12 protein-coding genes and 1 other RNA gene are annotated in these 12,053 nt (G+C 55.2%); 6 read left to right on the top strand and 7 right to left on the bottom strand.

The features are described 5' to 3' along the window. Nucleotides 1-147 precede the first annotated feature (147 nt). The 4 genes from greA to grpE form a co-directional block, all read right to left on the bottom strand. Nucleotides 148-624 (bottom strand): transcription elongation factor GreA, encoded by a 477-nt coding sequence (gene greA / locus UN63_RS00615; protein ID WP_104484854.1) that lies wholly within the window; start codon nt 622-624, stop codon nt 148-150. Between the two features lie 131 nt (nt 625-755). Further along, nucleotides 756-1,889 (bottom strand): molecular chaperone DnaJ, encoded by a 1,134-nt coding sequence (dnaJ, locus tag UN63_RS00610; RefSeq protein WP_104484853.1) that lies wholly within the window; start codon nt 1,887-1,889, stop codon nt 756-758. 92 nt (nt 1,890-1,981) lie between these two features. After that, nucleotides 1,982-3,913 (bottom strand): molecular chaperone DnaK, encoded by a 1,932-nt coding sequence (gene dnaK, locus UN63_RS00605; protein WP_104484852.1) that lies wholly within the window; start codon nt 3,911-3,913, stop codon nt 1,982-1,984. 136 nt (nt 3,914-4,049) lie between these two features. Next, nucleotides 4,050-4,652, bottom strand: a complete 603-nt coding sequence (gene grpE, locus UN63_RS00600; RefSeq protein ID WP_104484851.1) for a nucleotide exchange factor GrpE — start codon at nt 4,650-4,652, stop codon at nt 4,050-4,052. 185 nt (nt 4,653-4,837) lie between these two features. On the opposite strand from grpE, the gene nadK reads away from it, so the two are divergent. Together nadK and recN are read left to right on the top strand one after the other, a co-directional pair. Next, nucleotides 4,838-5,722, top strand: coding sequence for an NAD(+) kinase (gene nadK, locus UN63_RS00595; protein WP_104484850.1), 885 nt, complete (start codon nt 4,838-4,840; stop codon nt 5,720-5,722). Between the two features lie 156 nt (nt 5,723-5,878). Beyond that, nucleotides 5,879-7,543: a DNA repair protein RecN gene (gene recN / locus UN63_RS00590; RefSeq protein WP_104484849.1), complete on the top strand. Its 1,665-nt coding sequence runs from the start codon at nt 5,879-5,881 to the stop codon at nt 7,541-7,543. A 130-nt stretch (nt 7,544-7,673) separates the two neighbouring features. On the opposite strand, the gene udp is transcribed toward recN, so the two are convergent. Continuing rightward, nucleotides 7,674-8,432 carry a uridine phosphorylase gene (udp, locus tag UN63_RS00585; protein WP_104484848.1) on the bottom strand — a complete coding sequence of 253 codons (759 nt, stop codon included), beginning with the start codon at nt 8,430-8,432 and terminating at the stop codon, nt 7,674-7,676. A gap of 200 nt (nt 8,433-8,632) precedes the next feature. Here udp and UN63_RS00580 point away from each other — a divergent pair, with 200 nt between their 5' ends. Next, nucleotides 8,633-8,971 carry an outer membrane protein assembly factor BamE gene (locus UN63_RS00580; RefSeq protein ID WP_104484847.1) on the top strand — a complete coding sequence of 113 codons (339 nt, stop codon included), beginning with the start codon at nt 8,633-8,635 and terminating at the stop codon, nt 8,969-8,971. A 38-nt stretch (nt 8,972-9,009) separates the two neighbouring features. On the opposite strand, the gene UN63_RS00575 is transcribed toward UN63_RS00580, so the two are convergent. Both UN63_RS00575 and UN63_RS00570 read right to left on the bottom strand, forming a co-directional pair. After that, complete coding sequence (locus UN63_RS00575; protein WP_104484961.1) at nt 9,010-9,399, bottom strand: RnfH family protein; 390 nt, start codon at nt 9,397-9,399, stop codon at nt 9,010-9,012. Beyond that, nucleotides 9,332-9,781, bottom strand: coding sequence for an SRPBCC family protein (locus UN63_RS00570; RefSeq protein WP_104484846.1), 450 nt, complete (start codon nt 9,779-9,781; stop codon nt 9,332-9,334). The genes UN63_RS00575 and UN63_RS00570 overlap by 68 nt, the downstream gene beginning before the upstream one ends. Before the next feature lie 136 nt (nt 9,782-9,917). On the opposite strand from UN63_RS00570, the gene smpB reads away from it, so the two are divergent. From smpB to UN63_RS00555, 3 genes are all read left to right on the top strand, one after another. Next, on the top strand, nt 9,918-10,403 hold the full coding sequence (gene smpB, locus UN63_RS00565) for an SsrA-binding protein SmpB (RefSeq protein WP_104484845.1): 486 nt from the start codon (nt 9,918-9,920) through the stop codon (nt 10,401-10,403). Between the two features lie 42 nt (nt 10,404-10,445). After that, nucleotides 10,446-10,805: a transfer-messenger RNA gene (gene ssrA / locus UN63_RS00560) on the top strand. A 275-nt stretch (nt 10,806-11,080) separates the two neighbouring features. After that, nucleotides 11,081-11,944, top strand: coding sequence for a restriction endonuclease (locus UN63_RS00555; RefSeq protein WP_181068130.1), 864 nt, complete (start codon nt 11,081-11,083; stop codon nt 11,942-11,944). Nucleotides 11,945-12,053: the final 109 nt, after the last annotated feature.

Below are 12,053 nucleotides of genomic sequence, written 5' to 3'. Positions count from 1 at the left end.
AGTTTGAACTGTCCATGGCCGATTGCCGGACCTTGTCGGATTTTGTATTCAGAGGTTTTCTGGAGCAGATGAGCAAAAGGCAGGAGACATAGCCCCTGCCTTTGTCCTGGCCGCTGTGGCCGGAAGTCGTTATCGCAGTACTGTCTGTTACAGGTACTGGACCTTGAGCACTTCGTACTCGACTTCTCCGGCCGGTGTTTTAACCACAGCCACATCGTCCACTTCCTTGCCGATCAGGGCGCGGGCAATGGGAGAGTTAACCGATATCATGTTGGCCTTGATGTCCGACTCATCATCACCCACGATGCGATAGGTAATTTCTTTCTCGTCATCCACCTTGAACAGGTCAACGGTTGAGCCGAAAATCACCTTGCCGGTATTCGGCAGCTTGGTGATATCGATTACCTGGGCATTGGACAACTTGGCCTCAATCTCCTGGATACGCCCCTCACAGAATCCCTGCTGTTCACGCGCGGCGTGATACTCGGCATTTTCCTTCAGATCGCCGTGTTCACGGGCATCGGCAATGGATGCGATTATTTGCGGACGCAGCACAGACTTCAGGTGATCCAGTTCTTCACGCAGTTTCTGTGCACCGCGGATGGTCATCGGTGTTTGCTTCATAGTGGAAACCCGGTTCCTTTCAGACAATAAAACAACAAAAGCCCTGCCGGAAACCGGCACAGGGCTCGTATCATAAATTCCGTTTCAGCCGCCAGGCTGTCATTTAAGACAGCCAGACTAATACAGTCGGCTTAGCGGGTCAAATCATCGAAGAAGCGTTTCACCCCTTCGAAAAAGCCTTCGGTCTTGGGTCTGTGTTTCTTGGCCGCCAGGCCGCCACAAGACTCTTCCAGCTGACGTAACAGCTCTTTTTGCTCTTCGGTCAGGCTGACCGGGGTCTCGATATACACCTTGCACACCAGGTCGCCCATCTGACCGCTACGGGCAGAACGCACGCCCTTGCCCTTCAGGCGGAACAGACGACCAGTCTGGGTTTCAGCCGGTATCTTGAGCTTGACCCGACCATCCAGCGTCGGCACTTCCACCTCTCCGCCCAGGGCGGCGGCGGTAAAGCCGATCGGCACCTCGCAAAAGAGATTATTACCGTCGCGCACAAATATTTCATGGTCGCGCACGTGCATCTGCACGTACAGATCACCTGCCGGCGCGCCGGATTCACCGGCCTCGCCTTCACCAGACAAACGAATGCGGTCACCGGTGTCGACGCCCGCCGGGATCTTGACCGACAGCGTCTTGGTTTTCTGATAACGGCCTTCACCGTGACACTTGTGGCACGGATCGCTGATGATCTTGCCCTTGCCCCGGCACTGGGGACAAGGCTGCTGCACGGTAAAGAAACCCTGGCGCATCTGCACCTGTCCATGACCGTGGCAGGTCGGACAGGTCTTGGCCTGGGTGCCGGCTTTGGCACCGCTGCCGTCACAGACGTCACAACCTACCAGAGTCGGTACCTTGATCTCTTTGGTCACGCCCCGCACGGCTTCTTCCAGTGTCAGCTCCATGTTGTAGCGCAAATCTGCGCCACGGGCCGCACGCTGTTGACGACGCTGACCGCCACCGAAGATATCGCCGAACACGTCGCCAAAAATATCACCGAAGTCGGCACCGCCGCCACCAAAGCCGTGACCGCCTTGCTGGCCGTTAACGCCATCGTGACCAAACTGATCATAAGCGGCACGCTTCTGGGCGTCGGTCAGCACTTCGTAAGCCTCGGTGGCTTCCTTGAACTTGTCGCCGGCATCGGCATCCACCTTGTTGCGGTCGGGATGATATTTCATCGCCATCCGCTTGTAGGCTTTCTTTATCTCGCGCTCTTCGGCTTCCTTGGAAACCCCGAGCACTTCATAATAATCTCGTTTCGACATAGGCTGATTGCTTACCTGAGTCCTGTTCACACAAAGGCGGGCGTTGGAATCCCAACGCCCGCCACTGGCAGCGTTAATACGCTGGGTCTAGCTTATTTTTTGTCGTCTTTGACTTCTTCGAACTCGGCGTCGACTACATCGTCATCGGCCTTGCCGGAAGCAGAAGCACCCTGCGGTTGTTCACCCGCGTCGGACGCATCGGCCTGAGCCTTGGCCTGGGCCGCTTCCATCAGCTTCTGAGACGCTTCCATCAGCGCCTGCTGCTTGGCTTCGATCTCGGCCTTGTCTTCACCGCGAACGGCAGCTTCCAGCGCAGTCAAGGCAGACTCGATGGCGCTCTTGTCGTCGGCGGCCAGGGCTTCACCGGCTTCTTCCAGCTGCTTGCGCGTGGCATGCACCAGACCATCGGCCTGGTTACGAGCCTGTACCAGTTCTTCGAACTTCTTGTCGTCGGCGGCGTTGGCTTCGGCGGCACGAACCATTGCGTCGATCTCTTCCTCAGTCAGACCGGAAGAGGCCTGAATGGTGATCTTCTGCTCTTTGCCTGTGTCTTTGTCTTTGGCAGACACGTGCAGGATGCCGTCGGCATCGATATCGAAGGTTACTTCGACCTGCGGCAGGCCGCGCGGGGCCGGACGAATACCTTCCAGGTTGAACTGACCCAGAGACTTGTTGTCGCCGGAGCGCTTGCGCTCACCCTGCAGTACATGAATGGTCACGGCAGATTGATTGTCGTCGGCGGTGGAGAACACCTGGGACTTCTTGGTCGGAATCGTGGTGTTCTTCTCGATCAGCGCCGTCATCACGCCGCCCATGGTTTCGATACCCAGCGACAGCGGGGTTACGTCCAGCAGCAGTACGTCTTTCTTGTCACCGGACAGCACGGCACCCTGGATGGCGGCACCCACGGCCACGGCTTCATCCGGGTTCACATCTTTACGCGGCTCCTGACCGAAGAACTCGCTGACGGTCTTCTGCACCAGAGGCATACGAGTCTGACCGCCCACCAGGATGACATCGTCGATATCGGACACGGACAGGCCAGAGTCTTTAAGCGCGATACGTACCGGCTCCAGTGACTTCTTGACCATATCTTCCACCAGCGATTCCAGCTTGGCACGGGTCAGCTTGATGTTCAGGTGCTTGGGACCGGTGGCATCGGCGGTGATATAAGGCAGGTTCACCTCGGTCTGCTGGGCGGAAGACAGCTCGCACTTGGCTTTTTCGGCCGCTTCTTTCAGACGCTGCAGCGCCAGCATGTCGTTACGCAGATCGAAGTTCTGCTCGCGCTTGAACTCTTCAACCAGGTAGGTGATCAGACGGTTATCGAAGTCTTCGCCACCCAGGTGGGTGTCACCGTTGGTCGCCAGTACTTCGAAGGTTTTTTCGCCATCCATGTCATCGATTTCGATGATGGAGATATCGAAGGTACCACCGCCCAGATCGTATACCGCAACCTTGCGGTCACCCTGCGCCTTGTTCACGCCGTAGGCGAAGGCAGCAGCGGTCGGTTCGTTGATGATGCGCTTCACGTCCAGACCGGCGATACGGCCTGCGTCTTTGGTTGCCTGGCGCTGAGCATCGTTGAAGTAGGCCGGAACGGTAATAACCGCTTCAGTCACCGCTTCACCCAGATAGTCTTCGGCGGTTTTCTTCATCTTCTTCAGCACTTCGGCTGAAATCTGCGGCGGAGCCATTTTCTTGTCTTTGGCTTGAACCCAGGCATCACCGTTGTCGGAGTTGATGATTTTGAACGGCATGATCTTGATATCACGCTGAACTTCTTCATCTTCGAAGCGACGGCCAATAAGACGCTTGATGGCAAACAGGGTGTTGTGCGGATTCGTCACCGCCTGACGCTTGGCGGGCTGGCCAACCAGAGTCTCACCGTCATCGGTATAGGCGATGATGGAGGGAGTAGTACGAGTACCCTCGGCGTTTTCTATAACCCGCGGGGTATCCCCGTCCAGGATAGCAACACAAGAGTTGGTGGTACCCAGATCAATGCCGATGATTCTACCCATAAAATCCTCTCTCAATATCTTGAATTCAATCGTAAGCGTTTCGTGTTTTGCTTTAGAGCCTATATGTGGTTGCTACCAACGGCTTTCAAGACACACATCACATTTTTTTAGGCAAAAGCCGATATTTCGGCTCTAATCAAGCCTGAGTATCGATGGCAGGCCCCTTGGCCACCATGACCATGGCGGGGCGCAGCACCCGGCCGTTCAACTCATAGCCTTTCATCATCACAGCCAGCACAGAGTTGGGGGCCACCTCGGCACTTTCCACCATGCTCATGGCCTGATGCTTGTTCGGATCGAAGGGAGCACCCTGGGGGTCGATAGGCAGCACGCCAAATTTTTCCACCGTGCCCAGCAAGGATTTCAGGGTCAGCTCCACGCCTTCATAGACCGCCTGGAAACCATCACTTTCTTTATCGGTGTGCTCCAGTGCGCGTTCCAGGCTGTCGATCACCGGCAGCAGTTCGCCGGCAAATTTTTCCAGCGCGAACTTCTGTGCTTTTTCTACGTCCTGTGCCGCACGGCGGCGCAGGTTTTCCATCTCGGCCAGGGCACGCAAGGCATTGTCTTTCTCGGCCTGGGCACTGGCGGTGGCGTCAGCCAGCTGTTGCTCCAGCCCGGCGACATAAGCTGCATCCGGTTGGGTCGGCTCGGCGTCGGCGCCTGCTTCGGTGTCTACCGTCAGCGGTTCCTGCTCGGCGGCTTGCTCCGCGTCAACCTGATGTTGTTTTTTGCTCATGTTGTCTCCCGTATATGTTTACCAGCTTGCAGCCTATATGGGGGCTCTGGATCAGAATTCAAGAGAATATTTTGACGATAGCCGCAACGTCGGTAGCACACCGCCACCGGGTTATTTAGAATGGGGTCATTAATCGGTCAGGGAGTAAATGACCGAATTGCCTATTCAGTCAGGTCAATCTATCAATGGAAACCGAATTCAATACCATCGCCCTGATCGGCAAGCCCGATCACGAAGGCGCCAACCAGACACTGGTGGCGCTGTATAATTATATTGTCGGCCTGGGTCTCAAGGTAGTGATAGAGCGCCGGGTGGGCGAACAACTTCGCCTGGACCAGGCTGAGCTGCTGGAGATGGTCGAACTCGGTGAGCGGGCCGATCTGGCCATAGTGGTGGGCGGCGACGGCAACATGCTGGGGGCGGCCCGGGTGCTGGCCCGCTTCGATGTGGCCGTAGTCGGCGTGAACCGGGGCAACCTGGGCTTTTTGACCGATTTGTCTCCGGACAGTTTCGAACAGCCACTCGAACGCCTGCTGGCCGGCGACTACCAGGCCGAACAGCGCTTTCTGCTTGAAACCCAGGTGCATCGCCACGGCCAGCTCAAGGCCAGCAATACCGCCATGAACGAAGCGGTACTGCACCCGGGCAAAATCGCCCACATGATCGAATTCGAGGTCTATATCAACGGGCACTTCATGTACAGTCAGCGCGCCGATGGCATGATAGTGGCCACTCCCACCGGCTCCACCGCCTATTCGCTGTCTGCCGGCGGCCCCATCGTGACCCCCAATCTCAATGCCATTACCCTGGTGCCGATGTTTCCTCATACCCTGAGTTGCCGCCCCATCGTCATCGATGCCGACTCTCAGGTTAAGCTGGTGCTGTCACCCAACAACAAGACCGAGCAAATGCTGATCAGCTGCGACGGTCATGTCTCGCTGGCGGTACAACCCGGTGACGAAATCCATATCAACAAGAGTCCCTACAAGCTGAAACTGCTACATCCTCGTGGCCATAATTACTTTGAAGTGCTGCGTAGCAAACTCGGCTGGGGCAGCAAGCTGTTCTGAACCCGTGAGGGGTGAGGTGCATTCAAACTGTGCCTCAGCCTTCCTCCGCCTTTGCTCCTCATGCTTCCCCCTTACATTGTCTCGAACCCTTGCCACTGTACAAAACAACAGTATACTGTATCTCTATACAGCATCGTTTTGTGCAGGGGTTCCACCATGTTGCTTCAGCTCACCATCAGCAATTTCGCCATCGTTTCCTTTCTGGAACTGGACTTGCGTCCGGGCATGACCAGCATTACCGGTGAAACCGGCGCCGGTAAATCTATCGCCATCGATGCCCTCGCCCTGGCCCTGGGTGACAGGGCCGATGCCGACTCGGTACGCCCCGGTGCCGACAAGGCCGATATTAGCGCCCGTTTTCGTATCGATAAACTGCCCCGGGTCAAAGCCTGGCTGAGCGAACAGGAGCTGGATGAGCAGGGCGAATGCATTCTGCGCCGTACTCTGAGCCGCGAAGGGCGGTCCCGCGGCTATATCAACGGCACCCCGGTTCCCCTGTCTCAACTCAAGGCCCTGGGTGCCTTGCTTATCAACATTCATGGTCAGCATGCCCATCAGGCATTGCAAAAATCCGACTATCAGCGTGGCCTGCTGGATGCCTATGCCGGCCATCATCAGCTGATACAACAGGTCAGCAAGCAATATCAACAATGGCGCCAGCTCAGCAACGAACGCAAGCAACTGCAAAACGAGCAGGCCCAGTGGCAGGCCCAGCGCCAATTGCTGGAATACCAAGTGGCAGAGCTCGACGAGCTGGCCCTGGCCGAGGATGAATTCCCGACTCTGGAAGCCGAGCACAAACGCCTGGCCAACGGGGCCGAGCTGCTCAACGACTGCCAGCTGGCGTTGAACGTGCTGGCCGATGGTGAAGAAACCAACGCGCTGCAGCTGCTGCGCCAGGGGCTGAAAGTCGTTGCCGAGCTGACTCAGATGGACAACCGGCTCGGCCCGGTACAGGAAATGATAGAAAGCAGCCTGATCCAGCTGGAAGAAGGCCACGGCGAGCTGAGCCGTTACCTGGACCGGCTGGAACTGGATCCGGAACGGCTGCATGAGGTGGAAGCCCGGCTCGGCAAGGTGATGGAGCTGGCACGCAAGCATCACGTACAGCCGGTTGCACTGCATGAATTTCATCAGGAGATAAAAACCCGGCTGGCGGAGATGGATCATAACGACAGCCGCCTGCAAGAACTGGATGATGAAGTCGAACAGACCAAAGAACAATTTCTGCAGGCGGCCGAACGGCTCAGTCAGAGCCGACAGCGCTATGCCCAGTCATTGAATCAGCAGATCACCCAAAGCCTGCATCAACTGAGCATGGATCATGGCCGCTTTGAAATTACCGTGACCGCAGATAACGGTGCCGGTTATTCCCCGCTGGGTATCGACCGGGTCGAATTTCTGGTCAGCACCAACCCGGGCCAGCCCATGAGTCCGCTGGCCAAGGTGGCCTCGGGTGGCGAACTGTCGCGTATCAGTCTGGCCATTCAGGTGATCACCGCCCAGAAGGTCGAGACCCCTACCCTTATCTTCGACGAGGTGGACGTGGGTGTCAGCGGCCCGACTGCGGCTGTGGTCGGCAAGCTACTGCGTCAGCTGGGCGACTCCACCCAGGTACTGGTGATCACCCACCTGCCCCAGGTGGCCGGCAATGGCCACCAGCATTATTTCGTCAGCAAAGACAGCGCCGACAACGATACCCAGACTCGTATGCAGGAATTGGATGAGCACAGCCGGCTGCAGGAACTGGCCCGCCTGCTGGGCGGCGACAAAATCACCGCCAACACCCTGGCCAACGCCCGAGAGCTGCTGGTTGATTAAACGTGTGGGGGGTAGCTTGTAGCTTGTAGCTTGTAGCTTGTAGCTTGTAGCTTGTAGCTTGTAGCTTGTAGCTTGTAGCTTGTAAATTATAAGCCCGGTTTTAACCGGGTTACTTGAACTTTAAACGGTCCTAAACCAGACGGCGAGCGGCACCGATGACGATATCTATCGCCTGCTGCTCGGCCTGCTGCATGGTGACGTCGTCTGGAGTTTCCTGCTGGGTACGGTTGACGATCACCCCGGCGACACAACCCGCCTTCAGCCCCTGGCTGGAACACATGGTAAAGAGGGTAGCCGACTCCATTTCGTAGTTCAGCACCCCCATGCCCTGCCATTCTTTCATGCTGCCCTGAAACTTGCGCAACATACGGGCCGAATGAGTATCGTAACGCTCCTGGCCGGGGTAAAAAGTATCCGACGAGGCGGTGATCCCGACATGGGGCGTAATACCCAGATCCCGAGCCGCATCGACCAGTGCACAGGTGCAGTCAAAATCGGCGACCGCCGGAAACTCCATGGGGGCGAAGTGGCTGCTGGCGCCATCCAGCCGGACCGAACCCTGGGTTACTATCATGTCGCCAACATTGATATGTTTCTGAATTGCTCCCGTGGTCCCGATACGCAAGAAGGTCCTCACTCCCAGCTGAGCCAGTTCTTCCACCGCGATCGAAGTCGAAGGACCACCGATGCCGGTAGAACAGACCACCACCGGCTTGCCGTCCAGCTCTCCCAACCATGACGTGAACTCCCGTTTGCTGGCCAGGTGCCGGGCATTCGCCAGCTGGCTGGCGATACGCTCTACCCGTTCCGGATCCCCCGGAATAATGGCAAGCGTTGCGCCGTGCAGATCCTCATCGGTTATCCCTAAGTGAAAAACGTGCTTTGCCATTGGCTTACTCCCGAAAGAAAACGTTAAAAACGAAGATGATAGGACAGTGGTTGCCGGATGACCATCGCTGGCAGCACTGAACCTATGGCCTGTTGGAGGGTCAGACTCCCGTCGTCGGAATCTTGAGATGGTGTCGGCTTTTACAAGCCCATCGTCAGCAGCTATCATGCCCAACAAGGCACACAGGATATAATGCAGCCATGCAACTCAAAACCTTGATTTTACCCTTGTTGTTCACTATTCCTCTGGCCGGTTGTGGCCTGGTGTACAAGGTCGACATTCCCCAGGGCAACTACATTGAAGCCAAGCAGGTTGCCCAGCTGCGCCAGGGCATGAGCCAGGAACAGGTCCGCTTTCTGCTGGGCAATCCCATGAGCCTCGACGGTTTCAACCATGACCGCTGGGTATATCTTTATTACCTGAAGCCGGGTCGGGGTAAAGTGGAACAGAAACAACTGATCCTGGACTTTACCAATGATGCGCTGATCTCGGTCACTGGCGACTATCCGGCTCCCGCTGCCTTCGAGCAGGGTCTGTAACAGACCCGATGGCCATGTTGTTCACACCGCATGGCCTGTTACTTTTTGGCTCTCTTGGGATCGGGACGACCACCGGTGACCTTGTCCGCTCGTCCCTCTTCCTTGGCTTGCTCGGCGCGGCGCCGCCGAATTTCCTTGGGGTCGGCCAATAAAGGACGATAGATTTCGATTCTGTCGCCATCAAGCAAAGGTTGATCCAGCTTAACCTGCCGCCCGAATACCCCGACCATATTGCTATCAAGGTCAATTTCGGGATATTGCTGCAGAATACCGCATTGCTCTATTACCTGTCTGACGCTATCCCCCGCCGATACTTTCATGCTCAGCACCGTCTGTTGCTGTGGCAGCGCATACACTATTTCAACCCGAATAAGATTCACGGCCGTATACCTCTCTTGCCCGCTCGCTGAATGAATGCACCATGGCATTGGCCAGTTCTTTGAATACACCGCCAAAAGCCATTTCCACCAAACGGGAGGTAAACTCGAAATGCAGCTTCAGCTCGACTTTGCAGGCATCCACATCGAGCGGGGTGAAGGTCCATCCGCCGTTGAGCGTCTTGAAGGGGCCATCCACCAGCTCTACGCTGATATGCCGATGAGGTTGTAGTTCATTGCGCGTGGTAAAAGTCTTGCGGATCCCTACCTTGGCCACGTCCAACGCCGCCGTGATGGACGTGGCCGACTCGGACACAATACGACTGGCCACACATCCGGGCAAAAACTGCGGGTACGAGTCTATATCGTTTACCAATTCATACATCTGTTGTGCGCTGAACATCACCAACGCACTGCGGGTAATACTGGGCATAACCTCTCCTGGCAACAGAACGGCCTGATTTTAACATTAATCCAAGCTGGGCTCACCGTTACTATCGTACGAAAAACAAGCAGTTGCCGTATCGGCAATTCCAAACTTCCGACTGGGCCCGTATAATGGCGTCACTATGACAAAAAACAAAGCCAAGAAAAAAGTCGGTTCCAGCACCATCGCCCTCAACAAGAAGGCGAGACACGAATACTTTGTAGAAGAAAAATACGAAGTCGGGCTGGAACTGCAAGGATGGGAAGTAAAATCGATGCGTGCCGGCAAGGTAGACATCGGTGACGCTTACGTATTCATGAGAAACGGTGAAGCCTTTTTATTTGCTGCCACCGTTGTGCCACTCAACGTAGCCTCCACTCATGTGGTATGCGACCCACACCGCTCTCGCAAGCTGCTGATGAAGCGGCGCGAGCTAGATCGCCTGTCTGGCCTGCTTGACCGCGAAGGTTATACCTTGGTGCCCTTGGCGCTTTACTGGTCTAAGTCCTGGGTTAAGGCCGAGATCGGTCTGGTGAAAGGTAAAAAGCACCACGACAAACGCCAGGACGTGAAGGAACGCGACTGGAAGCGAGAAAAAGATCGGATGATGAAGCATAAGAATCGTTAACACTTGTGATTTGGCAGCAATTGCCATACCATAAGCGTACTTGGGGCTGATTCTGGATTCGACGAGATTCTCGAACTCCTAGGTGCATGCCGAGGTGCGATAGGCCTCGTTAAAAAATCGCAAAAAAATAGTCGCAAACGACGAAAACTACGCACTAGCAGCTTAATAACCTGTTAGAGCCCTTCTACCCTAGCTTGTCTGTGACTTAGGGAATTGGAAGGTCATCTTTCACAGAATCGCGTGGACGCCGTGCCTAACGGTTGAAGCGTTAAAACTAATTTAGGCTAGTCATTCTGTGGCGTGTCTGTCCGCAGCAGGTGGCGAATTCAATGACTGACTAAGCATGTAGTACCGACGATGTAGGTTTTTCGGACGCGGGTTCAAATCCCGCCAGCTCCACCAATCGATTGGAAAGGCCCCGCAAGGGGCCTTTTTATTGGGTAATCAACAGGTTAGTAAACCTTAGAAAAGCCTGAAATACTGAAAGAAATTCCTTAATTGTCACCCCTGTGCAACGGCAGAAGCACTTATCCTCACCCTATACTTAAATAAAACCATTGCAGTATAATTACAGTGCTAGATAGCAGCTATCCACTGCTCTGCTACACTGGGTTTCATTTGGTTACTATTGGGATATGGATATGGCAAGGAAGCGCCGTCAGTCCGCCGCAGAGGATATGATCGATATCGCGTCAAAACTGCCCTATTGGGTCAGCCTCAGTCTGGCACTCGTCAGCTACCTGATTCTTCACCATTATGCCGACCGCCCATTTCAGTTAGAAAAAGCACCAGGCTCCACTGTGCCTGCCAATCTGACTGAATTAATGCTCCATCCTCTGCTCTCGGCAATGCAGTACCTGATCCCTATGATCTTCGTCTTTGGCGCTGCCATCTCGGCTTTCAAGGCGTTTAGAGGGCGTAAACTGGCTCAAAAGTATGTTGCCACTTCCATTCAGAATCCCAGAACCGGAGCAGCAGCCAAGCCAACCGATGATATGAGCTGGCAGCAGTTTGAACTGCTGGTGGGACAAGCGTTCCGGCAGCAGGGTTATCGAGTCATAGATGGTGGTGAGGAAGGTGCAGACGGTGGTGTCGATGTTCATCTGAAAAAAGATGGTCTGACTTTCTTCGTGCAGTGCAAGCACTGGAAGGCGAAGAGCGTGGGTGTGTCCGTGGTTCGGGAACTATATGGCGTTATCGCTGGCGCTGGAGTAGAAGGAGGCTTTGTCGTCACCTCCGGGAATTTTACGGAAGAGGCCGAAGCGTTTGCCAGAGATAAACGCATCAGCCTGCTCGATGGCAAGGCACTGGATAATATGCTGCTTCACGCGAAGATGTCTCTGGCCGAAGACGCACTGAGAGCCTCCCAGCACACCGCAACAGCCGCGAAAGTTCCGCCAGCCACTACTACACCTACAGTAAGCTGCCCCAACTGTTCATCCTCCATGGTGAAACGCAAGGCCCGTCGAGGAGCCAATACAGGTCAGGAGTTCTGGGGCTGCTCGCAGTTTCCCAAATGCCGAGGAATACGCTCAATATAGAGGCACCACTGCATAAGCTATAGCCCCAGAAGCATCCGACGCCTATACGGATTCACGCAAGGTGGCATTACGTAAAAAGTTTCTCTAGAATATTTTTAAATAAAAACAT

It is taken from the genome of Oceanisphaera arctica (genome assembly GCF_002936955.1).
Classification (GTDB): Bacteria; Pseudomonadota; Gammaproteobacteria; order Enterobacterales; family Aeromonadaceae; genus Oceanimonas; species Oceanimonas arctica.
The sequence above is the reverse complement of the archived record's forward strand: the minus strand, read 5'-3'. Positions and strand labels throughout refer to the sequence as shown.